General features: G+C 59.4%; 22 protein-coding genes, 1 other RNA gene and 1 pseudogene. 17 read left to right on the top strand and 7 right to left on the bottom strand.

Annotation, left to right across the window (positions count from 1 at the left end; all coding sequences use genetic code 11):
• Positions 1 to 746: 746 nt before the first annotated feature.
• Positions 747 to 1,055, bottom strand: coding sequence for a hypothetical protein (locus ACO6D6_RS15145; protein WP_484786072.1), 309 nt, complete (start codon positions 1,053 to 1,055; stop codon positions 747 to 749).
• A 209-nt stretch (positions 1,056 to 1,264) separates the two neighbouring features.
• Here ACO6D6_RS15145 and ACO6D6_RS15140 point away from each other — a divergent pair, with 209 nt between their 5' ends.
• The 5 genes from ACO6D6_RS15140 (at position 1,265) to ACO6D6_RS15120 (ending at position 7,301) form a co-directional block, all read left to right on the top strand.
• Positions 1,265 to 2,335 carry a hypothetical protein gene (locus ACO6D6_RS15140; RefSeq protein ID WP_484786071.1) on the top strand — a complete coding sequence of 357 codons (1,071 nt, stop codon included), beginning with the start codon at positions 1,265 to 1,267 and terminating at the stop codon, positions 2,333 to 2,335.
• 1,119 nt (positions 2,336 to 3,454) lie between these two features.
• A complete protein-coding gene (locus ACO6D6_RS15135; protein ID WP_484786070.1) occupies positions 3,455 to 4,150 on the top strand; it encodes a hypothetical protein in 696 nt (231 codons plus the stop codon).
• Positions 4,128 to 5,951, top strand: a complete 1,824-nt coding sequence (locus tag ACO6D6_RS15130; RefSeq protein WP_484786069.1) for a hypothetical protein — start codon at positions 4,128 to 4,130, stop codon at positions 5,949 to 5,951. The genes ACO6D6_RS15135 and ACO6D6_RS15130 overlap by 23 nt, the downstream gene beginning before the upstream one ends.
• Positions 5,952 to 6,140: 189 nt before the next feature.
• A complete protein-coding gene (locus tag ACO6D6_RS15125; protein WP_484786068.1) occupies positions 6,141 to 6,479 on the top strand; it encodes a hypothetical protein in 339 nt (112 codons plus the stop codon).
• A 657-nt stretch (positions 6,480 to 7,136) separates the two neighbouring features.
• A complete protein-coding gene (locus ACO6D6_RS15120) occupies positions 7,137 to 7,301 on the top strand; it encodes a hypothetical protein (RefSeq protein WP_484786067.1) in 165 nt (54 codons plus the stop codon).
• 229 nt (positions 7,302 to 7,530) lie between these two features.
• On the opposite strand, the gene ACO6D6_RS15115 is transcribed toward ACO6D6_RS15120, so the two are convergent.
• A complete protein-coding gene (locus ACO6D6_RS15115) occupies positions 7,531 to 8,898 on the bottom strand; it encodes a hypothetical protein (RefSeq protein WP_484786066.1) in 1,368 nt (455 codons plus the stop codon).
• Positions 8,899 to 9,222: 324 nt separating this feature from the next.
• Between ACO6D6_RS15115 and ACO6D6_RS15110 the strand changes: the two genes are divergently transcribed.
• Together ACO6D6_RS15110 and ACO6D6_RS15105 are read left to right on the top strand one after the other, a co-directional pair.
• Positions 9,223 to 9,849 (top strand): hypothetical protein, encoded by a 627-nt coding sequence (locus ACO6D6_RS15110; RefSeq protein ID WP_484786065.1) that lies wholly within the window; start codon positions 9,223 to 9,225, stop codon positions 9,847 to 9,849.
• Between the two features lie 220 nt (positions 9,850 to 10,069).
• Positions 10,070 to 10,213 carry a hypothetical protein gene (locus ACO6D6_RS15105; protein ID WP_484786064.1) on the top strand — a complete coding sequence of 48 codons (144 nt, stop codon included), beginning with the start codon at positions 10,070 to 10,072 and terminating at the stop codon, positions 10,211 to 10,213.
• A 155-nt stretch (positions 10,214 to 10,368) separates the two neighbouring features.
• Here the strand turns inward: ACO6D6_RS15105 and ACO6D6_RS15100 are convergent.
• The 4 genes and pseudogenes from ACO6D6_RS15100 to ACO6D6_RS15085 form a co-directional block, all read right to left on the bottom strand.
• Positions 10,369 to 11,579: pseudogene (locus ACO6D6_RS15100) on the bottom strand (IS110 family RNA-guided transposase).
• Between the two features lie 854 nt (positions 11,580 to 12,433).
• Complete coding sequence (locus ACO6D6_RS15095; protein ID WP_484786063.1) at positions 12,434 to 13,372, bottom strand: amidase domain-containing protein; 939 nt, start codon at positions 13,370 to 13,372, stop codon at positions 12,434 to 12,436.
• Between the two features lie 549 nt (positions 13,373 to 13,921).
• Positions 13,922 to 14,533 carry a Fic/DOC family protein gene (locus ACO6D6_RS15090; protein ID WP_484786062.1) on the bottom strand — a complete coding sequence of 204 codons (612 nt, stop codon included), beginning with the start codon at positions 14,531 to 14,533 and terminating at the stop codon, positions 13,922 to 13,924.
• 8 nt (positions 14,534 to 14,541) lie between these two features.
• Positions 14,542 to 14,730, bottom strand: a complete 189-nt coding sequence (locus ACO6D6_RS15085) for an antitoxin VbhA family protein (RefSeq protein ID WP_484786061.1) — start codon at positions 14,728 to 14,730, stop codon at positions 14,542 to 14,544.
• A 54-nt stretch (positions 14,731 to 14,784) separates the two neighbouring features.
• Between ACO6D6_RS15085 and ACO6D6_RS15080 the strand changes: the two genes are divergently transcribed.
• The 7 genes from ACO6D6_RS15080 (at position 14,785) to ACO6D6_RS15050 (ending at position 21,808) form a co-directional block, all read left to right on the top strand.
• Entirely contained in the window at positions 14,785 to 15,987 is a 1,203-nt protein-coding gene (locus ACO6D6_RS15080; RefSeq protein WP_484786060.1) for a hypothetical protein, read from the top strand.
• A 160-nt stretch (positions 15,988 to 16,147) separates the two neighbouring features.
• Positions 16,148 to 16,393 carry a helix-turn-helix domain-containing protein gene (locus ACO6D6_RS15075; protein WP_484765199.1) on the top strand — a complete coding sequence of 82 codons (246 nt, stop codon included), beginning with the start codon at positions 16,148 to 16,150 and terminating at the stop codon, positions 16,391 to 16,393.
• Positions 16,394 to 16,546: 153 nt separating this feature from the next.
• Positions 16,547 to 18,436, top strand: a complete 1,890-nt coding sequence (locus tag ACO6D6_RS15070; RefSeq protein WP_484786059.1) for a hypothetical protein — start codon at positions 16,547 to 16,549, stop codon at positions 18,434 to 18,436.
• Between the two features lie 68 nt (positions 18,437 to 18,504).
• Positions 18,505 to 18,969, top strand: a complete 465-nt coding sequence (locus ACO6D6_RS15065; RefSeq protein WP_484786058.1) for a hypothetical protein — start codon at positions 18,505 to 18,507, stop codon at positions 18,967 to 18,969.
• 433 nt (positions 18,970 to 19,402) lie between these two features.
• A complete protein-coding gene (locus ACO6D6_RS15060) occupies positions 19,403 to 19,744 on the top strand; it encodes a hypothetical protein (protein WP_484786057.1) in 342 nt (113 codons plus the stop codon).
• 515 nt (positions 19,745 to 20,259) lie between these two features.
• Positions 20,260 to 20,742 (top strand): hypothetical protein, encoded by a 483-nt coding sequence (locus ACO6D6_RS15055; RefSeq protein WP_484786056.1) that lies wholly within the window; start codon positions 20,260 to 20,262, stop codon positions 20,740 to 20,742.
• Between the two features lie 166 nt (positions 20,743 to 20,908).
• Positions 20,909 to 21,808 carry a hypothetical protein gene (locus ACO6D6_RS15050; RefSeq protein ID WP_484786055.1) on the top strand — a complete coding sequence of 300 codons (900 nt, stop codon included), beginning with the start codon at positions 20,909 to 20,911 and terminating at the stop codon, positions 21,806 to 21,808.
• A gap of 76 nt (positions 21,809 to 21,884) precedes the next feature.
• On the opposite strand, the gene ACO6D6_RS15045 is transcribed toward ACO6D6_RS15050, so the two are convergent.
• The gene (locus ACO6D6_RS15045; protein WP_484786054.1) at positions 21,885 to 22,811 is read right to left on the bottom strand and encodes a helix-turn-helix transcriptional regulator; all 927 of its coding nucleotides are present in this window, start codon (positions 22,809 to 22,811) and stop codon (positions 21,885 to 21,887) included.
• 128 nt (positions 22,812 to 22,939) lie between these two features.
• On the opposite strand from ACO6D6_RS15045, the gene ACO6D6_RS15040 reads away from it, so the two are divergent.
• The 3 genes from ACO6D6_RS15040 (at position 22,940) to rnpB (ending at position 25,027) form a co-directional block, all read left to right on the top strand.
• Positions 22,940 to 23,836, top strand: coding sequence for a Nif3-like dinuclear metal center hexameric protein (locus ACO6D6_RS15040; RefSeq protein ID WP_484786053.1), 897 nt, complete (start codon positions 22,940 to 22,942; stop codon positions 23,834 to 23,836).
• Between the two features lie 12 nt (positions 23,837 to 23,848).
• Positions 23,849 to 24,580 (top strand): zinc ribbon domain-containing protein, encoded by a 732-nt coding sequence (locus ACO6D6_RS15035; RefSeq protein ID WP_484786052.1) that lies wholly within the window; start codon positions 23,849 to 23,851, stop codon positions 24,578 to 24,580.
• A gap of 71 nt (positions 24,581 to 24,651) precedes the next feature.
• Positions 24,652 to 25,027: RNase P RNA component class A (gene rnpB / locus ACO6D6_RS15030), an RNA gene on the top strand.
• Positions 25,028 to 25,032: the final 5 nt, after the last annotated feature.

Genomic DNA, 25,032 nt, shown 5'->3' with positions numbered 1-25,032 from the left:
CTACTGAAGCCGTGGCAAGCAGTCGCTGAACCCCGCCCAGTGGCACCTGGGCCATTGCCACCGGGCCCATGCCGCCCCGAGGTACCGCCAGGCCTGATCTGCCGCGTTCCGGGGCGCTGCTTGGTCACATCCCGCCAGCAGGCCCAGACGAAAATGGTGATGGCTGCCAGTGCCAGTGTCCCGACAAAGGCCAGGCTGTTGATGATCCAGTGCATGAGGTATCTCCTCCTGATTCGCATGGTGCGGTGGGTGGTGTGGATGGGTATCAAGGTTCTGGCTCTCAGCCGGTGCTGCTGTGGCGCCAGATCTGCGGCTTGGCAGCGTGCGAGCGCTGGGAGGCAGGTGGCGATAGGTAAAGCTGCTGTGTCTTAACCGGCGATGACGCTGCACCAGGCCTGTGGCTGGCAATGTCTGGCATCGGCCCCTGCGGCAGTTGCACCATCCCGACTTCCAGATGCGGTTCTCGCGGGCTCTCGGTCGGCCCAGCCACAGCCGGGCTGGTGCAACTCGTGCAGGTCTGCTGCTCTGCCGTATCGGGGTGAGCGTGTTGTCGTCATCCGCTGCGGGCCTGGCCCTTTGCCATGGAGAAGTCGGTGCCGCTCGGCTGGAGGGCCGGTGGCCAGGGAGCGGTGCTGCCATTTGCCGCGGGCCTACTGCTTTGCCGTATCGGGTCTGGCTCAGCGCTGGTTCGGTCACCGCCGGGCAGTGCTGGCCATGAGTGCTAGCCACGGCTGCAGAGCTTGTCCTCACAATCCCGCCACGCCCCGCGTAGCTCCCACGGCGTAGGCGTGGAGGATGGCCTGGCAGTAGCCAGCGCTGGCTGGGCTGGCCTGGGTGTAGCCCTGGGCCAGTCCGGATAGGGCGGCGATGTTGCCCATGGCGTTGGCTGCCAGGTAGGCCCGGGTGGTGTCGCGAGCCAGGGCGACCTGCCCGTGGGCGGCTACCTGGTCCAGCTGGCGCTGCGCGGTCCGGGAGACGGCCCGACCCACCGGTGGCTGGATGGGGATGAGGCTGGGGGTGAGGGCTTCGGGGCTGGTGGTGATGAGGTGAGGCATGGTGGGCGCTCTCTGTGGGTGGGTGGACTGGTTGGCAGGTCGGTGCCGGATGGTCTGCTGCTGGACCGCGGCTCTCCGGTGTGGTGTTGTGGCGAGCGGTTCCCGGTCGAGGTGGCGCTGGCCTGGTGGTATCTAGCAGACCGCGGGGTGGGGGTGTGGGTCGTGACAAAAAAGTGCACTCAGGTGGTGGGATGCGGGATACTGTTGGTATGGCGCCGGAAGATGAGTCTGAGAACGGGGTGCTAGAGGGTGTTTTCGCGCTGGGTGCTGGCGCGGATGAGGTGGCTGAGCGGGTGGCCTTGGAGCAGCGGGTGTTGGGTGAACTGCTGGGGCTGCGCAAGGCGACGGGTGTCTTGACAGTGCAGAAGTTCGGCCGGTTTGAGACGCTGCGGCTCGTCTGTGGTGGGGATGATCTGCTGGATGCCTATCTGATGTTTCAGCGGGAGTTGGAGCGCTACCGGCACTCCGGGCGCAATGAGGCGGCGGCTGCTTTGTCTCTCTCGTCTGCGGCGGACTCGGTGCTGGACCGTCTCCAGCTGACGGCTGAGGCGCTTTCACCGGGGGAAGCGTGGCGTGATCAGCGCACGGCTCGGCGCTGGAGTGATGCGGGTATGCCGGTGATCGCCCGGGACCTGGTCTACTTCGCCCGGGTCAGTGGGCGGTTGGGGAGTGAGACGCTGTCTGTCACGCTGGGTGGTGATGCTCAGGCTGGTCTTATGGTGATCATCGACCAGATGACCACGACTGCTCTGCCGGTGCGTTCGCCGTTGATCCAGGTCTGGCACTACCCAGATGGTGAGGAGCCGCGGCAGGTGGAGCTGGATCTGGACCACTACGCCAGTACTGAGGTGAGGCGCCCAGACCGGATGATGCGCCGTTACCGGTTGCTACTGGAGCTGCCTGATCAGGCGGCCACGGCGGAGGACTGTGCTGGTGAGGCTGACGCTGAGAGTGGAAGCGATACTGGTGGCGGCCGCCTTCCCGACAGAAACTGTCTCGACCGTCAGGCCGGCAGCGGTGGCCAAGCCCGTGCTATTCAGGACGATGGAGCAGCACGGGCGCACGAGGAGGTACTGGCCAGTCTGGCCAAGCGGCAGAACGACGATGACGACATCCCACTCCTGTCCGTGTCCATCACCGGGCGGGACGCACCGATGCGCAGCGTCTTCTTCGAGGACCACAGCCACCTGCCGCCTCACCTGCAGACCCGCCTGACCACCTACCGCTCCATCGTGACCATCGAGGTGTCGCCAGTGGACAGCGCCGGCCGGCGGGACTGAGACGGACGCGGCAACAGGCCATGCATGCTTCAGTCCGATGCGGCCCAGCGACGGCCTTGTGCAGCCTGCGTCCCAATCGCCCGACCAGTATCCTGCCTCAGCGCCAGGTGGCTGCTGGTGCGGGCTGGGACGGCTGGCGTGGTGGATCGCGTGGGTCCTGCTTCAGCCGACAGCACGCATCGATGCGCCAGCAACGGTGGCCGAGGGTGGTCAAAGAGGGTGGGCCCCAACAACCGCCCGTACACATGACGGACCCATCGCCATATGTGTGTGGGACTGAGGTCCCACTCACGACCCGAACATCCATATGTCGTGATGTATTTCACTGTGAAGTTTACCACGAGGGAGCCGCTTTGCGCATGGTTGTGGGGCCTGAATTGCCGGGGTGTTCGGTACCATGACGGTCTTCATGCACCCAGTTTCGCTGGAGGCGTGAGGGCAGCAGTTACGCGCCGGGCAGTATTGCGATATGGCATCACTGTTCCAGCAGGAGCGCCATACCATCACGTACCGCCCGAGGCAATGGCTGCTGAAGGAAGCACCAGGGCGTCACGCCTGCTGTGGTGCCAAGTGAGGAGTCATGTGTAAGGCAGCCGGGACGCACCGGACCGACCAGGTCCAGACGGCCACGCAGTCAGTCGCTGCGCTGCCGGGCTCTGTGCGGCGCGCAAACGCCAGGACGACTGCCGTGCCTCGACGCTTACCATCTCTATCTCTATCACCGGTTTCGTGCAGACTACTCAGAGACCTTCGACAGGGTCCACTCGCTGCAACAGTTGACCGAATGGTGCCGATCCAACTATCTGACGTACCGGCCTCCACCAGGCTGGCAGCAGGAACTGCCGCCAGGACAGCCGGCATGAAGGATCTGCTTGTGTCTGTTCGACGCTCTGGCCAGGACTACCCGTCCTGCTGGCTGCGCGGCCTGTGCAGGCGACAGCCCCGGCAACGCGGCTGGCGGATCAGGCTGGAGGCGCAGCGCAATGTTTTTCGACGACGGATAGAATTGGTCAGGGCAGTCTTCCGCAGTAATCGTATTGCGATGCTTTTGAATTACATAATGGATTCTGACTCTCGGACTCTTCTCGTAATTTGTATATGCTGATATGATCAGTTTATATGATAGAGTCAATATCCCCAAAGCAAGATCAGAACGAAAGTAAGTCAACATATGAAGACACACCGGCCAGTAATGATGGTGCCTTATCAGAGTCAATTAAAAATAAAGACAATTCATCGGGGATACGGCAACGTCTTGGAAAGTGGGTATCAAAATTGTCGTTCGCTATTTCTCTCAAAAATGAATTAGGCGGTCGTGAGCACCATCCTGGTTTTATTGACGCGGAGCATAAGATATACGAAGTGTCACCCGAGTGGAGTACCAAATCTGAAACTAAGCCAGGTCGCATTCCTCAGGAATTTCGCGAAGTTTTGGGCCAGCAAATACCTGGCGCTGAGTTTTGGACTGTCACCGATTATAACAATCGAACCTATTTTGTTCGAACTTCAGTTCCTGACGAGGCACATGATGCACTGCGATCGTATCAGGACGAGAATGCATCTATTACAATTCGGATCGACTCTTGTCGAAAAGTGATTAATTATCTGAGAGAGCGACTACACCAGCAGAGAAAGAAGCTCGCTTCACTTCCCGATGCAGCGAATCCTGAGCATACCTCTGAGTTTATAGAAGAAAAGGCGATTTTGAGCATGATTGCTGCTGCGATAGGCGACTATAGAACTTTACGTCGGCGGTCGGTTACCTTGAACGATAAGGGAATAGCTTTGACATTTGATCCAGCTGTTGGTTTATGACTGTAAACACGATAGTTTGTACTTTACTTTGATTGAGATTATGTATTCACATATCACTGGTCTAATTAGTTTGCTTTGGAAGAAAGTATGGAAAAACAAGATCGAAAAAGTCACCGAGTCCGATGCCCCAACAGACGATTGCGAAGTGGAAAACAGCGATAATGAAAAATCCTTCGACAGCCAGATTTGCAACCATAATATTGATGAGTGTATAGGATTGTGGGAGATTTGGAAAAATCGAAGGAAGATAATACAAAGAAGAATCGACACCTATAGCATAGTCGATCGATCAATCTATGAGCACTCGTACACGTTTGATGCTAGCCAAAAATTGCTAGATGAAACATGTAAACAGAAGGGAGTGCCAGTTCCGAAGTTCTTGCCTTTAGTCGTATTGAAGAAAGGACTTTATTACGATGTCGATTTATTCTCATCTGCTGGTGTAAGTCTTCATCTATGTAGAAAACGCATCAATATTGATGTAACGGCAAAGTTATTGATCGGACTATGCTTCTCTCTAGGTGTTTCGCAAACGAAGTACGAAGATATGTATGAGCATTTTAGCGAATTTCTAAAGAAGGAATTTTACAGAATTAGCGATAATGAACTGGACAAAATTATTGCCGATTTGGGGACACGTTATTCGCTAGCCCTAGACGAAGATTTTTGGTTATTTACGGAATTGCTGATTCTTATGTCCAGCAATTATATTCAATGTATACAGAGCGACAGTTTCGATCCATGTCCAGAGATCGCTATTATCAAGTTTGTTGTAAGAAAGAGAGTTGAGCCACTAGGGGCGTTCGATAACATTATTATTGCTAATAATATCGACAGGTCAGGTGCTCTAGTTGGAAAAAATATTCAAAAAACCTCAAGGTCTAAAGCAATATTGAGACGGCTTCATGGGGATGTTTTTATAAAGCGAGTGTTACAATTACCTACACTATTAGGTCTTAGTTCTGATTGGTGCCGTGTCCCATTGAATCCAGTTCGTGGTGATTTATATCCGGTTCATATCCGCTTTATTGCTCCTGATGGAATGGTCATAGATGATTGTATACTAAAACAGCGAGGCTCTGAACGTAGTGCTCAAACGGAGCATATTGACGTAAGTTATGCACTTTTCCATCATGAACGAGCGATACTTCATCGTGATAGCATTGGCGAAGTTGGCGGGCTACTCAAAGTAAAAATTAATCCGAAACGAGCTTTGTTCGTTATCCCCGCTCTCGGAAGTTTTATTCTTCTAGCCGCACTTCTTATTATCCCGCTTCATTATTATGTAGAAATGCAAGGTCAAGGTGACTGTTTTAAGCAGCATCTTCCCGATACTTATGCTCCTGCACTGTTCATATTACCATCCATACTAATGGCCATGCTGTTTCGCGAGCGTGAGCATGAACGAATGTCGAAAATTTTTGGTTTGCATAGACTGCTGCTGGCCGTAGTCGGAATACTTTCAATAGTGTCCGGTGCATTGATCATATTTGATTCAAAAGAATATTTTAGTGCTGCTTCCGAAGGTGTGTTGCTAAAATTCCTGCACACTGGCGTACTTTTGTCATTAGGTGGCTTTGTGCTGACAGTTTTTCAGGTAATGCGAATAACTGCTATGCGCACTCTAGTGTCCTGCCGTACTCGAAAATTTAAACATAGTGGCATGCTGGGATGCAGAGATGAAGATGAACGAAAATATATGCAGACAGGCTCTTGTGTTGTAAAGATTTTACTTTGCGTCGTGATAATTGTCATCATTTATTGCGTATTTTTCTTGCTTCAATTTCTTCGCATTAGGTAGCAGTTAGTATACGGTTCTGACGTCAAATCACTTACCTTCCTCACGATAAACAGTGTTTTCAGATGGGTCACGGTCAGGGGCCGTTTCATGGGGAAAGTCAACTAATTAGCCTGAAGGGTATCCTAGTTGTCTCTCCTAAACCTCCAAACGTTCACCACCGATAGGTATCATTCCTAAGTCCACACCCTCATGAGACAGTTAGACTGCACCGTCATCGAACCGCCCAATCGATCCGTCTTAGAACAGCGGATACAAGCCACACCGCTGTCCAACCTGACAATCCACCTGCTGGTGGTTGAACAGCCCGATGAACTATCCATTCGCCGTCACAGGAAAGTCAACGGTGACACCTCGGTCCCGTTGGTGTTTGCGCCGGATGTTATAGAAGCTGCCAGCATGTATCATGGCAGGCCGAGGTGGGTGTCACTCAACCCGGACGAGATCTATAAGTATGGCAGACTGATGATCATCGGTGCGGCAGTCTTTTACGCCGTCTACCGGGCGGATGACGGCCTTTCTGCAGGTTGAGCATGACGGTCGCCTGACCCTCAAAGCCATGGAGAGTGACGCGACAGACGATGGCGCTGAGGAATGGCCAGCTTTTGAGTAGCAGCAGGCAGTGGAGCAGCTACCAGCTAACTGCTTCATGAGTACTCGCCCGTGGCCAAGGGCCCGTTTGCGGCAGCCTACGCGAAAATGAATCATCTCCACTACCCCTGGCCACTCCCCGCATAGCGGTGCCTCCACCCCCGCCGGGGGATGCTTGGCAGGGCTACACTATGTCGCTCGTTTTCGAAGTCAATCAGACTGCACAGGACATCCTTCCAGGAATTCAGGATCATATTGGCAAGCACAACATTGCCCATCGGACCCCGTCGATCTCTCGCACTGCATCACAGCCTCACCTCGTTGGACAACAGGCCGAGCACATCTTCTCGCATTTTCATAATACTACAGTGCGTCAACTGGCCCGAATCCACAACAGCGACCCTCTGACACCCGTCGTCCTGTCGAAGACCGCCGTAATGCTCTCGCCATTAGGCCCCGTGATCTCTTGGACGTTCCCGCCACTGAACGGCAAGCGAATAATATGAATGCGCTCTTACTGATTTCAATCCCGCCCGCGAACATGCTATATCACATCAATACCATCGTAATAGCAGCAATCCGTAAAAAGAGTTCTCCATGATGCCATCCCAGCCAGGCTTATATACAGAGCGACTGGTGCGGCCCGCCCGTCAGGTGGAGATCCCTGTCACCACGCCGGATCACTACATCTTCGGCGTCAGCTACTTGTTGGAGCGCTACCCAGACCAGATCAGCGACACCGACCTGCTCGCGCATCGATGACCTGATCGACCGCATCGGCCTGGATGATCTAGAAAACATCATGCAACACGACCGCATCCTACGCGACCACGACCTGACCCACGTGGCCGTAGCCCTGATCGACAACGTCGGCATGCTCCGACGACAGCGCAGGCTGTAGAGGGCTAGAGGGTGCTGACTACCCCTACCGACAGCATTGTGACGGACACGTCGAAGATAACCAAGAAGATGTTAGAGATCAGTTGCTTCTTCAAGTCTCCTCTAAAAACACCGCTTTAAACAGCTCGGCAGCGTCTAACAAATTTTCAGTAGGAACACTGAACTCGCCAGTAGTTACGTTATCGTTGCCGTCCTCCGTGAGGGCCCAGGAGACATTCACTGAGTCAACTTCGAGATCCCTTGAGACGATCACGTAATCGTCCTGATTGCTTGTCCATGCTGTGTTCGGACGAAAGGACTCCGGCGTCAGCGTAATTTCGGCGTCATCGCCGTGGTTCCGCCAATCAACCGGATAGTCTCGTGGATGGACGTGAAGGGCGGTTGGATCGAAGGACGACCCAAACGGGCCCTGTGTTCGTATCACAGGTTCAACCACCTTATCGATGTCGACCCGATCCGGATCGAGGTAGTCGAACACTTCGCAACTATGGAAGGTCACAGTCAAATGCGGATTAGCGATGAAGCGGTCACGACTGATCACGCGGATTCCGGCCCCTGTCAATCCGATTCCCAGAAAGTACTTCCTGCCCTCCTTGATATGCTCAGTTTTTTTGCGCTGCCAAGCTGCCAGAGCCTTATACTTATCCTCAGCGATTGGAGGGCGGGGGAAACTCGGTGATGTTATACAGAATATGGGGCTAGGGATGGAGGTGCTCTCTATCTCAGCCTGCAACTTCTCATTGAACTGTTCCTCCTCACAGTCCAGCAACTGCTCCAGAACCTCCTCAACGCGGTCGACACGGTGGATTCCACCGACCAGCTTTACCTCGAGATCGATCGGTGGTTTGCTATTTGCTTGGGCACGTTCGACGAGTGCCAGAACTTCACCTGATTTGGCACGCCGCGTATTGCTAGATGCCCGCACGTAGATGGCGCCATCCTCGAGGTTGTCACGCTTGTCGTTTCCATGAAACTCTTTGAAACAGGGGAAGATCGGCTGGCCATCCTGCGGTGGCTGCGCGATGATGAACAGCACCTCACGATCGTCGTCAAGAGCGATCCGTCCGAACTCGAACGCGGGGAACTGCGAACCGAGGTAGGGGCGGAGCCGATCTTCGAGTTCATGAGCCTCGGTACCGCGCGGCACCCCGCGGGCCTCGCCCTTCTCAGAGCCGATTACTAGGACGGCGTAGCCCTGGAAGTACTGGGCTGCCTGGCGCGGCAGACGGTTGGCGGCTCCGAGAAGGAATTTTGCTATTTTGGCCGTGGCAGCCTTGTCTTTGCCGCTCATGTCCAGACATCTCTTGACCTCAAGATAGGACGTCTCTGCCTCATCTCCAACGGCGATGATGTGGTCGAGAATGCTTCGCCAGGCACGCTCACCTAGCGGGACGATACTGGTGTTGAGAGCAGCGGCCATGTCAGTGTTCAAACTGTCCGAAGGCGAAGGGTTGAGCATGGAGTGATTCTACCATTCGCGCTGACAGGCATGAACGTGGAAGGGCGCGAAGGCTTACCCAGACAGGATCAGCGACCACACTTGCTGCGCATCAGTGGGGTCTGGCTGGTTGTTGTCGCTAGTCACCGGGCGAGTATACAGCCAAATAAGGGCAGTGGAACTGCCTGACACTCGTCTGCACGATGTGTCATCCTCCCTCTTCTGCCCTCAGCGTTCTCCTCACTCTCGTGCTGGACTGCTTGGCCGCTGGAGGCGTTGTCTGTGGGCTGCCGCTGGATTGGCTGCCTTCCCAGACAGCCGCACGAGAAGAAGGAATATCCCGCCATGCCGCACTTCATCGACTATCCCGAAGACCACTACCAGGAGCCAGAGCCCTGTCCTGCCTGGTGCATCATCCCGCGTGAGCCTGGTGAAGCCCCGGATGAGCATGTCCACACCGCCGCCCGTCGTGGTGTGGCCTGTGTGGAGTTGTGGCGGCAGCGGCGCTATGCCGCGGGCTATGGCGGCAGCAGGGTGAGCAGTGGGAGCAGCGGTGATTCCTGGGTTAACAGCAACGGTGCCGGTGCTGGTGGAGACGGTGAATGCGGAATCACCAACACTGGTGCTGGCGGGAGTGATAGTTCCACGCGTAGCGGTAACAGTGCTCGTGACAGCCAGAACTCGAACGGTACCAAGGGGAATTCCAGCACGAGCAGTACCAGCATCGGCGGTATTGCGAGCGACAGCGCTAGCAATGAGGACATCGACCACAACTCCAGCAGCCCCAGCCCGCCTCGGCCCGTGATCGTGCAGCACCACCCTGAGGCGGTTACCCTCGACATCGTTCGCTACCGCTTCAACGGTGAGACCGAGGACTGGGTCTACATCGGTGATGGCATCCGTGGCCTGGACCTAAGCCCCGAGAGTGCCCGCCGCCTAGTACGGGCGCTGGGAGAGTATGTGGGAGAGTGATGAGGGGGACATTCTTGAGAAGGACGGTATCCGCACTCACCCGGCCGGACAGGTTCGCTTCGTTCAAGATCAATGCCTTCGTGCGCCGCTCCAAAGCCCGCGATGTCTTTGACGTATCCGTACCTGCTGTCTCGCCATCCCAAAGCCACCACCGATCATGACGTCAGCCTCGACCACCACGTCGACATTTGTGGCCTCCGACGCCACTATCTCGCGGCTGATGAAGAGCCTGGCCCGGGACATCGAGGTGGTCGAGACCGCCCTCAGCACTGCGCGCACGACGGTGCGGCAGCGGGTGCGGGCCCTGGCCGGCAGGTACGCCCCAACCGCTGGCATCTCGGCGGCCCGGCCGTTGATCAATTGATATTGGCGCCACTTCACATCAACGTCCATTCCGACAAGGGGGGAGGGCGGCCCCGCCTACCGGCCTCGTATAGTCTCAGTCGCCGCGTGGTGATTGTGGAGGAACTAGCGGGACTGGTGCGGCGGGGCGAAAGGGGGGTGCCCCTATGTGGTGTGTCAAGCGGTGGTGGGTAGCTGTGCTGCTGGTTGGGGGTCGTAGAGGGCTCCGTCTCGGATCATGGCGTTCAGGGTCAGGATGCGGCGGTGGGCCAGGGCGAGGACGGCTTGGCCCAGGCGTTTGCCTTGGTCTCGTTTGCGCTGGTAGTAGGCGCGGCTGATGGGGTCGGATCTGAGGGAGGCGAAGGCGGATAGGAACATGGCTCTCTTGAGTCTTTTGTTTCCGGCGTGGGAGACGTGCTCGCCCTTGATCGAGGATCCTGACCTCCTGGTCACCGGTGCCAGGCCGGCGTAGGAGGCCAGCTGGGCCCCGGTGGTGAAGGTCTTGCCCAGGGTCTCGGCCAGGAGGACGGCGGCGGCCGGGACCCCGGTGCCGGGCATGGAGGTCAGGACCGGGCAAGAGAGGGTGGGCCTCCACCAGGGCCTCGACACGGCCGGCGATATCAGCCCTTTGGGCGTGCAAGGCGATGAGCTGGCGGGCCAGGTGGGGCAGGACCGCCCCGGCGGCATCAGTGCCTGCCACCGTCACGGTCTGCTTGTCCAGGGCATCGCAGATCTGCTGGGCCCAGGCGGCATGGCGGCGGGCTCCGTGCTTGTTCAGCCTGGCATCGATGCGTGCCTTGCCGGCCTTCTTCAGTGCGGTGGGGGCGGCGTCGGGCCGCTATGGCCTCCAAGATGGCGTCGTGCTCCAAGAGGGATCCCAGGACAGTCTCGAGGGCGGGGTGGATCTGGGTGTACAAGCCCCGAATGCGGTTGGCGGTCTGGTTGACCTGGCGTGCCAGGTCCAGGTCGAAACCAGTCAGCATGCCCAGGGCTGCAGTGTCCTCATCCGAAGTGCTGACAGCTCTCAGGGTGTGAGGCATGGTGCGGGCGGCCTGGGCGGTCACGGCTGCGTCACGGGCGTCGGTCTTGGCGTTTCCTGGGCTCAAGTCTGCGATGCGGCGCATCGACAGTCCCGGCAGGTAGCCCACTGTGACACCCATATCCTGGGCCACCGCGACAGCCAGGGCCCCGATGGTCGCGGGTTGATCCACGACCACCAGCACACGGCCGTGCTCCGCCAGATGCTTGTACAGGTCCCGTAGACGGGACTCGTCATTGGGTAGGGCCCTGTCATGGATTCTCCGCCCGTCCCGGTCCAGGGCTGTGGCCCAGTGCTCGCTCTTACCGACGTCGATACCGATGAAGACGCCGATGTCGTCCACCTGCATGACACGCTCCTTCGCTCCGTGGGACGAGGGCCGGCTGTTGACGACGAGCCCCGCACCCACGCCTGCGAAAGACCTCGCCACCAGTAGCAGGTGGTGGGTCATTCCCCTTATCAGCGGTCACACGTCGCCGTACGACGGCCGGTGACAACACCCCCCGGATCATTCGATAGACAGGGGCAAGACATCATGCCGGCCGTCGCCGGCCCAGCCGCGAGGCTTCTCCCCGCGACCACCAACAAGGTAACGGGTGCGAGGAGGCCGAACTCTACACAGTCACGCTACGGCACCGCAGCACCGACCAAGCGGTTTACAACCGGATAAAGACTATTCGCAGCGGCACTTAAGACCCGTGTTTTCGCAGACTAGAACCGATGACGTTTAGGCTGTCGATCTCGATGCGCCGAGAAGATATCCCACGACTAGCGAAAAACACATCGTGCTGTCTCAGGTCCTGCCAACACCCAGCCGCACACATGTTGTGACGATGATGGCGAATATGTATATAGTTACCAGCACGAAACTCACGACAGATAGATTGGACCAGCGCTTGACTCGTTTGCCTTCGGTAGTTTTCTTGGTAGCCAATATGACGAACATCAAGGCAGTGATGATCACTGCTTCGCCGCTTAAACCTATTAGGTCTAAGCCATACTTGTCGTTTATTGGCACAACCCAGGGGGTTTGATGCGCAACATGTCTACCACCACAGGTTACTTTGCCATGAATCGGACTAAGTAGTGGAACACCGGCTTCATCGTAATATGGATATTCTGCAATTGAGCACATGATGACACTGCTGAGCAAAAATTCACTCCGCTCACTGGTATTATCGGTTATTCATCGACATCTGTCAACTAGTAAATAATGTGGACGAGGTAGACCCGAGAGCCAGGATTATCCTGGCTAATCCAATTGCCGCCCGTCTGAGAGTACGTCCACCCCTGATTGGAGACATCGTTGGTGTGACCGGACACCAGCGGGTACCGACCCGAGAATCCAGTGATGATCATGACGTGATCAATGATTCCGTCAGCCGGGGTGTTTGCATTCCCATAATCATAGACAATCACGTCTCCCAACTGAGCTTCAGGCACGTCGTTTTGATTCCAGGAGAGCTCGTCGATTCCTGCATAGGCAGAGGCCATCTCATGCGTAAGGTAGGTCGTGAAATCATCGGCTATTCTTGCAGCGGGAGGTGGATCAATCGCACCAAAACCAGGGTCGGGATTCCATTCCTCAGTCTTAGGCATTCCACCGGCCCAGAGCGCCTGGGAGACGAACCAAGTACAATCTTGCTCATAACGGTGACCACTGTTTACGTTCGCGAGAGCCCAGTCCACAGCGTCCTGTCGGTCGTACTTCTGTGATGGTTGAGCGGGAGTAGGCGGGGTGGTTTCCGGATCAGGAAGCCCACCGCACGGATCGGTCACCGGATCATTGGTTCCGGTCCAGATCATGGTGTCACTGATGTAGCTCTCGGTGCCGAGTTCGCTCTTGCTGCCTACGACGGTGTACCAGAGGCGCGAGCTATATTCTGATGGCCCTGTTGTCATGTCACCCTGGATCCAGCATCCAAGAGTGATGTCGAATCCTGCGGCAGCAGTTCCGGCTATGGCGTAACTGGTGCCGGGAGCAGCGTAGAGATCAGCGTGGTCCCAGCCCTCAACAGTGAGGACTGTGGCGGTGAACTGGGTGTCAGCCTGCGCAGTGCTCGTCGGGACGACTGCCAGGACTGTCACCAGGATGGTGGCCAGGAGTGCCGCCCAGGCCGGCGGCGTAGTGATGCGAGCCATGATGGCTCCTTTCCCGAGCAAAGAAAACCGTGTTGTCTCTGCCCGCTCATGCGTACGGGTAGCGGTCAGTGAGTGCTTGGTATGGAACCTGCACCAGTGGATCGAACCAGAGGTAGCGAAGAGCTACGGGATAGTGCCAGAAAGGCAGCCTGTGCGAGGAACCAGATGCAGTTCCTCGGGCGACGTCCACGCGCTGTTGTGGACCTGGCGTTACCATACCGTAACATCAGGACGTTATGCAACCCCTTGCAGCAACTGTTCCACCGTGTCTCCGCAGCCATGATGATCCTCGGATCCTCGCCAGGCTGGAACAGGTCGCTTGTGCAGCCAGGCTGCGGGCGATGCTGGGTGGCCGTAGGCCCTGGCACCCATCGCGGCCGGGCGTGCACCACTGCCTGGTCTGTCAAGGCTGGGTCAGCCACCCGGGCCAGCCAGCCTGACATCCTCCTCCCTCACGTCTCCGCCGGCGTCTTGGCTGCTGGTTTGTCTCCATGCGGTGTATGACGGACAGAAGGTGAGGCGTGTGCCGATGGTCTTGTGCCCACTGAATCACAACCGTCGGCTGGTTCCATGCGAGCTGAGGGCTACCCGTCGCATCATCTCCCGTAGCGCAGTTTCGTCGCCGTAGAAGGCGAGGGCACAGGCGTGTTGGTTGTGTTCGGCGGTGGTGTGCTGCCACTGGAGGTCCCAGTGGTAGCGGTTGGCCAGGAGGGACAGCAGCAGCCGGATGGTTCGGCCGTTGCCCTCGCGGAAGGGGTGGATGGCATTCAGTTCGGAGTAGAAGTGGGCCAAGCGGTCCAACACAGCGTCGTCACCGGGAGACCAGCTGGCGCGCTCTTGCTCCAGCTGGGCCAGGACGGCCTCGACCTGCGCTGGGATGTGCTGAGCAGCGGCGAAGCGCGAGGTGCCCTTGCTGATCTCTACCGTCCGGTACTGCCCGGCCCAGTCGTAGAGCTGGCCGAACAGCTGCTGGTGGAGGAAGCATAGAAGGCTCGGGTCCCAGTGGGCGGGGCGGAGTGTGAAGAGCAGCTTAGCGGTAGCCAACGCTGCCTCGTCCTCCTCTCGCTGCGCCAGCTCATCCGCATCAGTGATACCCAATCTGTTACGCATCACTCCGGTGTCCGGATCGAGGTACGGGTCGCGCAGCAGTTGGTAGACCATGGCCTCGCTTAGGTGGCCGCAGTGCCGTTACGTTGTTCGTTTGCTGAATGTTGCAAATCGTCGGCCGATATCCGTCCCTCGACAAAAGCGGTCAGGATTGTCCGTATTTCAGGGCTAACCGTTCCGCCCTCCAGCTCCTGCGAGCCGATAACGGCGTCGACGATGCGTTGTCTTCTGAGGCGTTCCGCGGTGGTCATAGGTACCTATAATTATAGCAAATACGCAATGATTTTGGTATAGTTTACTAGGATATGATGCATTTGAACAGCCCACAATCCACTTCTCACTTATACCGTATCCTCCGCCTCAAAACCGCATTGTTGGCGGTGTCCTTCACCTTGGCCGGTATCCTTTTGCTGATGCTCAACGCCTGGCTGGGTGGTCTGGATCTGGGTGCGTGGGGCTGGTTGCGGGCGCTGCCAGTCAGTGAGGTTGGTGGGACGCTGCTGGCGGCTGGCTTGATCGGCACCATTCTGGACATGGCGGTGCGCCGCGATCAGGAAGCGTCGGTGCGGGCCCAGTTCCGCCGCGTGCTGCGCGATGAGGCCCCGGCGCTGCGTGACGCGGTCATCGAGGCGTTCAGGTTTGAGTCGGACGATGTGGCCCGGGTGGCCACCCCGGAGCTGCTCGATGATCTGGCTGAGACCAGTTTGGGCCTGCGCTTCGGTGACGCAGCCTTCGGCCGGGAGGTCTATGGGGATATCAAGCACCAGGCCATCGCTGCGGAGGAGCGCTGGTATGACGCCCGTGTCGACGCGCGCCTCGCTATAGCGAGGGGTAGGAGCGTTGCTCCTACCCCGTTCTTCGACCTAGTGGTCCGCTGGGAGTACCGGGTAGTACCGCGCCACCGCTTCCGCAAGTTCGCCGTGGTCTCGGACCGCCAGCGCTACGAGGAGCTGGTGGCCCAGCGCGGGGAGACCAGTGTGTGGTACCGCCGGCCGGCCCCTGGCTTTGACGTGACTGATCCGGCGGTCTTCGCCCTGGAGTCCTTCACCGTCGACGGCGTCGAGGTGCCGTTCCAGCGCCAGGCGGACGAGGTCTCCCAGGTCTACGTGGTCGACCTGGGCCAGGAGCCCATCCAGCACGGCCGGCCGGTGGTAGTGGCCTTTCGGTTCCGGACCATGGCGCCACAGGACGGCCACACCTTCCATCTCGCCATCGACCGCCCCACCAAGGGGCTGGACGTTGAGCTGAGCTACGACTCAGCAGACATCGCCACCATGCGGGTGATAGACTTCGCCTCCCGCGGCGATGGCGGCCGGGCGCTTGAGGAGCCGGAGCACGCCGCGGTGCGCTACCGCTACGACGGCTGGCTCTTCCCGAGAGCGGGCCTGGTCTTCGCCTGGACGCTACCGGAGGAGCAGCAGCGAACAGTGAGCCACGCTACGCGAAAGCAACCTGGTCGACAGGCTAGCAGCCATAACGACAGCGTCCGCCCGGCACGAGCTGCCTGACGGACGCTGTCACGGCGCGCATACCGACGCCGGTACGTAGGGTCAGCAGCCACCCATGGCGATCACCTCCTCCTGGTCGGGTCGCACCACAGCATAGGACATATTTGCTTGAGATACATAGTCTCTGGACGCAGAGAGTTGGGATCGATGAGATGGCGAGGTGTCTGGTACCTCGCCCAAGCCGCCCGTCTCGCCCGCCGCCGGCGAGTTCGGAGCGCGGGTACGCGCCCGACGTCACGAGCTGGGCCAGTCCCAGGAAGCGCTGGCCGAGAACAGCGACCTGCACTGGACCTTCATCGGCCAGGTCGAGCGCGGCCAGCGCAACCTGTCCCTGCACAACATCCTGCGCATCGCCCAGGCGCTCGGCGTAGACCCCGGGGAGCTGGTGAGAGGATTGCGGGGGTGAGGGAATGAGTTTGGTAAAGCCACGCTGGTGATCACAAGCCGACTTTTGTTGGCTTGTGATTAATGTGGTGAAGTATCGTAAAGGTTTACTTGCGATCAAATGCTGCGTTAATTTTGTTATCGCGCGACAACGTATCGAAGGTTAAAATAAATAATGAAATCCAATGGTGAAACAACTCCTTCACCAGAAGAGTTAGAGCGAGTGGCAGGTGTTCTGGATAGTCTGGCAACTTCTGCCTCCGACCCCTGGGATTTATTGCAAAAGTTATGGGAACGCCGTCCCCACGAGCATAAGACAGCCCCTGAAAATCTCCCGGTCGTCTCATGCTACATTGAAAGAGCGCTTGCCTATGCCTTTGTAGATGATCCGAAGCCGAATCGCCTTGGCGCGGTTGTGCTTGGATGTCGTTTTTCATCAGCTCAAGGGAACTGGCCTCCAGCCTTTGATAAGACAACGGCCGAAGAGAAGAAAGCTTGGAGCGATACAGCAGATCGATGCAAAGAGCCACTCCCACGGGCACACCTTCTAGATCTAGCCCTGTTGACAGGTGTTTGTCGAGGCCGCGATCGAGCCAAGGAGATTGCCGAACTGTATGTTAAGGTCGCTGGCACCGATAACATAGACAGTTATTATCAGGCAATGTGCTTGCGGCGTGTATGGAGTATCGCTCGCCAGTACAATCTTCCTGACCTGGAAGCACAGGGCAGGCAATTGGCCTTCACGGCGGCAGAGAAGTTGACATTTGTAGAGGGCGTTTCTTCGATAAGTGTTTTGCTTCAATTGTTTGAGCTTCTGGTGTGTAAGCCGCGATATGGTGATTTCGAGAACCCGACTCGCCACAAAGTTCAGGAAATGCTTAAAATTCTTCGTTCTTGGACCTGGCGTGATGTTGCTCTGGCCGAGGATGTTACCGAATTACTTGTCAGGGTTGCCGCTAGCAAAGCAGAAAAGTATGAAGCTTGGCGACTGCTTATACAGGCGCTTTTGAGCATGGCTGAGACAGAGACAGGCATGAGAGCGTCCTTGCAGTATCAAAAGGCTGCCGACATGGCAAAACGTCATGAATGCCATGATCTCTATGAATATGCTATCCAGGGACTTCAAGAGCATCCATTGGGTCGGCAGGATATGCATACTGTATCATCCGAACTGGTAATACCGCGATATGTCAACGACTATCGTCTTGCTATATACAGGCAATGTCGTAACTTCGGGACCGCCTTGGACATCTGGCTGGTAACGCCCTCTCCGCTTGGAAAATACGACAGTAATCTAGAGATTGCGAAAAGTGCGACGGAAGGCAGTCTTCAGGCATTATTTACTCGCGTCACGTATGACCAGGGGCTCCCCACACGTACGACAGAACCCGTCGATTCGGTAGAATTGTATCTGGAACGAGCGGAACTGCTGAAAGCGAGAATATATGGCACACTTCTTGCTCATGAACTGGAGGCGATCAACACAGAATATGGCGAGGTGTCGACAAAGGACGTGACGACTCACCTGTCGCTACAATACCAATGCAACGCTACATTGGCAGAGGCCTTTAGTAAGGCACTTGTATCGTTCTGGGAAAAGCGTTACTCAGATGCTGGTCGGGCTTCATTTCCGTTGGTGGAGGCGGGAGCACGGGGGCTTCTCAAGTTGCTTGGCAAACCACTCTATCGTATTCAGACAGGCAAAAGTGATGGAAAGTTTCCATCATTGGAAAAATATATTGAAGAACTTGAGAAAGTCGATTTTGATATTGACTGGCTGCGCTGCCTGCGTAATCCGGTATCAACCTGGCGTAACGCGCTAGCGCATGGGCATCGCTTCTGTCTGCCAAAGAACGAGGCTGCTGTCTTGCTACGTATGGCGGCTTTACTCGTTGTTCTGTCTCCTGACGACGCCAGCGAAAAAGATCGGGACGAGATTGAGGGACGTCTGCGCGATCCTATTAGTTGGGCCGCAAGGCGGGCCGACCTCGTTCCTCATTGGCGACAAATCTGGAGCCTCTCCTGGGAACCCCCTGACGCTGACGATAACTCTGCGCTCTCTTAGTATAAGCTTTCCGGAGTAAAAGAACAAATCCCTTTGGTAACACAGCCCATTTGTGCTTAAATAGAACTATGACAAATGAAAAGCTCGCTATCCAAGTAAAAGATCTAACCGTCCAGGTTCAGAGCCTTACAGACGCTGTTAAGACGCTGGCCGAGACAATGAACGCCAAGTTCAAGCAAATCGACAAACGGTTCGAACAGATGGACGATCGCTTCGAACATATCGAAGGCCAGTTGGCCGACATTCGCACCGACCATAAGAACCTCACAGATGTCGTGAAAGATATGGGGCTCCGTATTGACAGACGGTTTGCCAGAGTCGACGGACGGTTCAGCAGGCTGGAAACAGGCCAGGCTACCATTCGTGCAGATATTGCAGAGTTAAAACATGGTCTCTTCATTGAGGAGGGGTCACGTGAGGTAGCAGATGAAGCCGTCTATGAAATGCAGGATAAAAAATACCAGGCCCTCGACAAGCGGCTGCGTCTGGTTGAGGCCAAGTTCCCAGATCTTGTGCAGCAACCGACCACGTGATATCTCATGGCACAAATCTAAGCCGAGCAGGTGAGACCAAAGCAATATCCTGAAAGCACACGCTTACTCGCGCGGGAGTAGATTGCGTACGGTTTTAAACTAGGGCCAGGGAACGCCACTCTACCATCGTCAGTGGGCGAGAGGCAGTGCCTGCTGCTACGGTCTGATCGTCATAGCCAACGTAGCCATACAACCAAAACACTTCATTCTTTATTGATGCATAAAATCCTACATCCCCTTGGCTTCTTCCACCGACTCCGCTCTATCCAACACAGACATACGCCGTGTCGCCCAAAGGATCCTCGGCAGGTAGTTTTTAAGCTGCATCGCGGAGGGTTTTTAGTGGGGTGGCTTGCGATGAGGGCTATTCACAAGCCCAGCCTCAATTGGTCCTGACCCGCTGAGATGTCAGTCGCAGGTAGCGCTATGAAGAATGCTCAGCCAGGTGCTTGCTGATGGTGCAGCGGGTGAAGCCGAGTTCAAGGCCAATCTGCGTGAAGGTTTTTCCCTGACGCCGAAGCGCCTGGGCTCGCTGACGATCCTCATCGGTGAAGCGACGCTTCCGCCCTGTAGGATAGAGCTGTTTACGGCGGATACGACGTACCGCATCTCTGTGGACACCGACCCGCCTGGCGATTTCAGTGATGCCAAGGCCCTGACCGAGCAACTCCTGTATCCGCGCAGCCGTGGCTGGCGGCAGGGGTCGGTACTTGGGATTAACAGGCCCCGTCGGTCGACGATCTACGTCTTCAGGCGAGACTACTGGGGACTCTGAGCCTTCGGGTGAGACTGGGAGACCTGCGTCTTCGAGTACATCCGGAAGGTTTGAGCCTCCAGGCAGGCCTGAGGACGAGGGGGCATCGCTGCCGTCATGGGCACGAGCAGGATCGGTGGCAGGGTTGTCGGTAGCGCTGCTCGTCTGGTTGGCACCGCTGGCCGGATCGTTACGGTTGGCGCTGTTGTGGTCGGACGTGATGGGGTCAGTATGACCAAGGACACTGCTAGGACCTTTGACACTGCAGTCGGCATAACTAGGCATGCCGAGGCTGTCGCTCCTGGGGCTGGTAGTTCTAGAATCGATGGCCAGATCGCCACCCTGACGGGAACCGTGCGATGCAAGCGTCCTGCCAAACGCCAACAACGTCGACCAGTGGTTCGTGTTTGCGGTGGCGAGGCGCACAGCGCCGCGGTGCTCCGGGGCGCGCTCGCCTCGGCCTTGCTCTCCGGGTCGGGGCCGAGACAGTGCCGCGTTGCTCCGGGACGCGCTGCCGGTCGGCCTAGAATCGTGGCATGAGATCTCGCTCAGACCCCGGCAGGGAAGATGCCGCCGAGATGTGCGCCGTGCTCCGTGCGGTCTCCACCGTGTGCGCGCTCGGATGGTTCGCGAACGCCCTGCTCCACCTGCTGCTCCTCGCCGGCATGCCTCTGGGGGCGCTCGTGCTCGGCGGCGGGCACGAGGTCATGCCTGTCGCCATGAGACCCGTCAACGCCCTTCTGGTGGTGCTGTGGGGAGTGTGCGGGTGGGCGTACCTGGCCTACGGCGGCGTCGTCGCCCATCGTGCCTCGCGCGGGCGCCTGCGTTCGGGCCTCGTCGTCATGACCGTGTTCCTCCTGCTCGCGTCGGTCTTCAACCTCTTCATCACCTCAAGCCCCGCGGAGCGGTACGTGACGGGGGCGCTGTCCGCCCTCATGCTTCTGCTCAGCCTCGTGCTGCTCCTCGGGTCCTCACAACAGGCTCGTTCGGTCTCCTGGCTCCGGTGCGAAGCCTCCTGACAGCCGCCGGTAGCCGGCCCCTCGGCGCGGCGTCGTCCGGAGAGCCTGCGAGTGCCAGCCCCGCCGGAGGCGCTCGCGCCGGTATCGCGCGCCGTCCCGGGGCGGCTGGCGGCAGTACAAGTTCTGATACTTGACGGGCCCGCGGTGGGATCCTGACACTTGCGTTATGGCTACGACACTGAAGCTGGGATTCTCATATGCTGTTTTCGGCGCCCTTATGTGCGTATCCACGGGCATACTCGTCCTGATCTTCTCAGACATAGACTTCTCGACCGGCGAGTTGTCTGTGACCTCGGACATGGCTATTGCGATGGCGCATATCCTCGCGATTGCGGGAGGGGCTGTGGGCGGTATCGCCGGGGTCGTTATCAGCCTGCTTCCGGGCGAGAGCAAGCGAGGCAGGAGGCTGGGCGTTGTCAAGGCGGTCGCCATCCCCATCGGCACATTCTTCGGCTCGATAATGTTCGCCGCAGTGATTTCGTTGATACTTGCGATCCTGGAGGCCGCTGGCATCGACTGGCTCCAGTACCAAAGACAGATCATTGTCTCAGGTCTGTGGTTGATACCGGCTGTCGTCGTCCTGCTCACTGTCCTCAGCAAGGAAAAGCCGCCCCGGTCGAGCGGCCGCCTCAAAGGCGCGGGCTATGCCGGAGGGTATTACGGTGGAGGGTATTACGCCGGAGGATATGCGATGACAGGCTCGTCGCACGGGAATACCTCTGGTACCGCGCCGGCCAGTGGTTTTGGAATGTCGACCACCTACCGGACCACGAAGGACTTCTTCGGTGACGGCACAACCACCCGGGGATCGGACGGGACCACCTACCACACGACCAAGGACTTCTTCGGTGACGGCACAACCACCCGGGGATCGGACGGGACCACCTACCACACGACCAAGGACTTCTTCGGCGACGGCACAACCACCCGGGGATCGGACGGGACCACCTACCACACGACCAAGGATCTCTTCGGCGGCGGGTACACGACCCGGGGATCGGACGGCTCCGTGTACCACACGAGGAACAATTTCTTCGGCGACGGCACAACCACCCGCAGGGACTGAGCAGTCGCACAGCCCCGGTCCGCCCGGTCGGGCGGCAGCGGAGACGGTGGAGGCCCGGGCCGTGGGGCTGTACGTCTCAGCCGGCTGCCGCCCAGGCGCGCAGGCGCTGCATGGCCTCGTGTACGGGGGAGCCGGTGGGCGGTGTGACGACGACCACCTGCGCGCCGTCGTCCTCCGCGAGCATGCGGAAGGGGACCGTGACATCTCCGATGAGGGAGTGGAAGATCCTCTCCTCGCCCTGGGAGGAGCGTGGCGGCAGGTCCTGGTCGATCCACAGCCGGCAGAACAGGCGGCTGCGGGCGCTCAACGTACCGACGACGCCGATGAGGTCGGGATCGTCCGGGTACTCCTGAAGCGCCCCTCGCAGGTCCGCCACCGCGCGCGTGATCACATCTCCCCAGTCGGGCCAGAAGCTCTGTGCCGACTCCTGGTCGAAGAAGGCGAACTCGAGCAGGTTCACCGTCTTCTTCTGGGTGCCGGCCCACTCCAGCACGGGCGCATACAGAAGGCGAGCCGGCCTGTTGACGGCTACGAGGTCGAGCGACCGGCTGCGCAGGTAGGCCGGCATGTCGAAGGAGTCCAGGAGCCGGCGGGTCGGCTCGGACACCGCACTGCGCTCCGTGACCCGTCCGGCTCCGGAGGCGCTCGGCTGCTGGACGGGCGGCGCGACGGCGGCCTGCTGCGTCACGGCACTGGTGTCGGGATAGGCCGCGTTGAGCAGAAGGCCGAGGCGCCTGCGGTCGGCCGGGCTCAGCGCGAGCACGTCGCTGAGAAGATCCTGCAATGACGTCTCCGGCGCCGAGGGCAGCAGGCCCTTCTCAAGGTCCGTGTAGTAGTCGGTGGCGACGCCGAGCAGCCGAGCGATCTCATCGCGACGGAGCCCGGGCACACGGCGCGGCAGGCCGTTGGCGGGCAAGCCGGCCATCGCCGGGGTGACCACCGCACGATGTTCGGCGAGGAACGTGCGCAGGTCAGCTTTTTGAGACTTGAGTCCTCGACGCATATCTACAGAGTAGAAGATGAACGGGGGCTTCGTTACCCTTTCATGATATTTCGCTCAATCTTGGCGGTTAGCAGTCGGTTAATTTTAGAACCGTGCCCAGTGGCCCCGGGTGAGTCTAGTCTTCACTCATGAGCCAGTCCGAAATCTCCCCCGCCACGCCGCTGAGCGTGGCCGACGTCGTCGCCGTGCTGCGTGCCGCGGCCCCGCCCGAGCTTGCCGAGCCCTGGGACTCCAACCAGCTCATATGCGGCGATCCCGCCGAGCCCGTTGCTTCCGTCCTTCTGGCCGTCGACCCGGTCACCGCCGTCGTCGACGAGGCCATTGAACGCGGCGCCGACATGGTGATCACCCACCATCCTCTTTACCTGCGCGGTACGGATCAGGTTTCCGCCACCGACCCCAAGGGCCGCTCCGTGCACCGCCTCATTCGCGCCGGAATCGCCCTGGCCAACGCCCACACGACCCTTGACGCCGCCCACGGGGGCGTCGCCGCCGCGCTCGCCGCCGCCGTCGGCCTGCTCGCCACCACGCCGCTGGAGCCCAACCCGCTTGACCCGACCCAGGGCATTGGCCGAGTCGGCGGCCTGCAGACTCCCACCCGGCTGCGCGACCTGGCTGTCGCCGTCGCCGCCGCTCTTCCCGACTCGGCACCCGGCCTGCTCGTCGGCGGGGACCTCGACGCGACCGTGGAGACCGTCGCCGTGTCCGGCGGTGCCGGGGACTCCCTGCTCGCTGCCGCACGCAGCGCCGGCGCCGACGCCTTCCTCACCGCCGACCTGCGTCACCACCCGGCGTCGGAGCACCTGGAGGCGGGACGCCCCTACCTGCTGTGCGGCACCCACTGGGCGACCGAGTGGGTCGGCCTGCCGCCGCTCGCGGCCCGCCTGGAGCGGGCCGCCGCGGCGAGTGGACGTAGACTCACCACATACGTGTCCGAGATCGTCACCGACCCTTGGACCCTGCGTCTGAGCACGGGCTCCCGAGCCGGTGCCGGGACCGCTCAGAGCTCGATACCCAGCCAGTGAAGGACCACAGCAGTGACGAGTGCCCCCCTCCGCCAGCAGCGTCGCCTCATCGACCTGCAGAGTCTCGACTCCCGTCTCGCCCGCCTCACCCATGAGCGGACCCACCTGCCCGTCCTGAGCCGCATTGAGGCCACTGTCGGGCGTCTGCGCTCCAACCGGCGCGACGCCGCTGTCGTCGCCGGGGCCCTGGCTGACGCGAAGGCGGAGGCCGCACGTGCCGAGGGCGAGGTCGGGCAGGTTGTGCGCCGCGCCGCGATTCTGCGGGAGCGGCTCTCCTCGGGTACCGCTGCGGCCCGTGACCTCAGCGCCATCCAGGGCGAGATCGACCAGCTCGGCCGACGCCAGAGCGTCCTGGAGGACGCCCAGCTCACCGCCATGGAGGCCATGGAATCCGCTCAGGCGGAGACCGATCGCCTCGCAGCCGAGGAGCAGGAGATCCGCGCCGTCGGCCGTGAGCTCACCGCGACCCGCGACGCCGAGTTCGTTCGTCTCGACGGCGAGATCGAGCGGCTCCGCGCCCGACGCGCCGAGCTGGCCGGCACGATCGATGCCGCCCTGCTCGACGAGTACGACGCCGCCCGGGCGGCGACCGGCGGCATCGGCGCGATCGCCCTGTACGGACGGCGGGTCGAGGGCGCCGTCGAGATCAGCCCCGCCGAGCACGCCCGGATCGCAGCCGCACCGCAGGATGCCGTCATCCACGCCGAGGCCAACGACGTCATACTCGTGCGCATGGAGGAGTGAGTCGCGGGGGTGTCCTGGGCCGTGCCCGGTCTGCGCTCGGGCGGGGGAGAGGATAGAGTGCGTCCTGCGGACGAGCCGACCGGGCGGCCGCGGTACCGCGGGGCGACCCGCGGATCGAGGAACGTCCGGGCTCCACAGAGCAGGGCGGTGGCTAACGGCCACCCGGGGCGACCCGCGGGACAGTGCCACAGAGAACAGACCGCCGGCCCCGGCCGGTGAGGGTGAAACGGTGGGGTAAGAGCCCACCAGCGCCGCGGGCGACCGCGGCGGCTCGGCAAACCCCGCCCGGAGCAAGACCGCGCAGCAGGCGCCCGAGGGCTGCTCGCCCGAGCCTGCGGGTAGGTCGCGTGAGCCCGCCGGCAACGGCGGGCCAAGATGGATGGTCGCCACCGCCGCACCGGCAACGGTCGGCGGCAACAGAACCCGGCGTACAGGTCGGCTCGTCCGCCCCT

The sequence above is a fragment of the Arachnia sp. genome (assembly GCF_057238465.1).
This window is presented reverse-complemented; position numbering and strand designations above follow the sequence as displayed.

What these genes read in the sequence shown, in the direction of transcription:
- ACO6D6_RS15145 (WP_484786072.1), bottom strand. Translation starts at nt 1,055, where the DNA reads ATGCCTCACCTCATCACCACCAGCCCCGAAGCCCTCACCCCCAGCCTC.
- ACO6D6_RS15140 (WP_484786071.1), top strand. Translation starts at nt 1,265, where the DNA reads ATGGCGCCGGAAGATGAGTCTGAGAACGGGGTGCTAGAGGGTGTTTTC.
- ACO6D6_RS15135 (WP_484786070.1), top strand. Translation starts at nt 3,455, where the DNA reads ATGATAGAGTCAATATCCCCAAAGCAAGATCAGAACGAAAGTAAGTCA.
- ACO6D6_RS15125 (WP_484786068.1), top strand. Translation starts at nt 6,141, where the DNA reads ATGAGACAGTTAGACTGCACCGTCATCGAACCGCCCAATCGATCCGTC.
- ACO6D6_RS15120 (WP_484786067.1), top strand. Translation starts at nt 7,137, where the DNA reads ATGATGCCATCCCAGCCAGGCTTATATACAGAGCGACTGGTGCGGCCC.
- ACO6D6_RS15115 (WP_484786066.1), bottom strand. Translation starts at nt 8,898, where the DNA reads ATGCTCAACCCTTCGCCTTCGGACAGTTTGAACACTGACATGGCCGCT.
- ACO6D6_RS15110 (WP_484786065.1), top strand. Translation starts at nt 9,223, where the DNA reads ATGCCGCACTTCATCGACTATCCCGAAGACCACTACCAGGAGCCAGAG.
- ACO6D6_RS15105 (WP_484786064.1), top strand. Translation starts at nt 10,070, where the DNA reads ATGAAGAGCCTGGCCCGGGACATCGAGGTGGTCGAGACCGCCCTCAGC.
- ACO6D6_RS15095 (WP_484786063.1), bottom strand. Translation starts at nt 13,372, where the DNA reads ATGGCTCGCATCACTACGCCGCCGGCCTGGGCGGCACTCCTGGCCACC.
- ACO6D6_RS15090 (WP_484786062.1), bottom strand. Translation starts at nt 14,533, where the DNA reads ATGGTCTACCAACTGCTGCGCGACCCGTACCTCGATCCGGACACCGGA.
- ACO6D6_RS15085 (WP_484786061.1), bottom strand. Translation starts at nt 14,730, where the DNA reads ATGACCACCGCGGAACGCCTCAGAAGACAACGCATCGTCGACGCCGTT.
- ACO6D6_RS15080 (WP_484786060.1), top strand. Translation starts at nt 14,785, where the DNA reads ATGATGCATTTGAACAGCCCACAATCCACTTCTCACTTATACCGTATC.
- ACO6D6_RS15070 (WP_484786059.1), top strand. Translation starts at nt 16,547, where the DNA reads ATGAAATCCAATGGTGAAACAACTCCTTCACCAGAAGAGTTAGAGCGA.
- ACO6D6_RS15065 (WP_484786058.1), top strand. Translation starts at nt 18,505, where the DNA reads ATGACAAATGAAAAGCTCGCTATCCAAGTAAAAGATCTAACCGTCCAG.
- ACO6D6_RS15060 (WP_484786057.1), top strand. Translation starts at nt 19,403, where the DNA reads ATGCTCAGCCAGGTGCTTGCTGATGGTGCAGCGGGTGAAGCCGAGTTC.
- ACO6D6_RS15055 (WP_484786056.1), top strand. Translation starts at nt 20,260, where the DNA reads ATGAGATCTCGCTCAGACCCCGGCAGGGAAGATGCCGCCGAGATGTGC.
- ACO6D6_RS15050 (WP_484786055.1), top strand. Translation starts at nt 20,909, where the DNA reads ATGGCTACGACACTGAAGCTGGGATTCTCATATGCTGTTTTCGGCGCC.
- ACO6D6_RS15045 (WP_484786054.1), bottom strand. Translation starts at nt 22,811, where the DNA reads ATGCGTCGAGGACTCAAGTCTCAAAAAGCTGACCTGCGCACGTTCCTC.
- ACO6D6_RS15040 (WP_484786053.1), top strand. Translation starts at nt 22,940, where the DNA reads ATGAGCCAGTCCGAAATCTCCCCCGCCACGCCGCTGAGCGTGGCCGAC.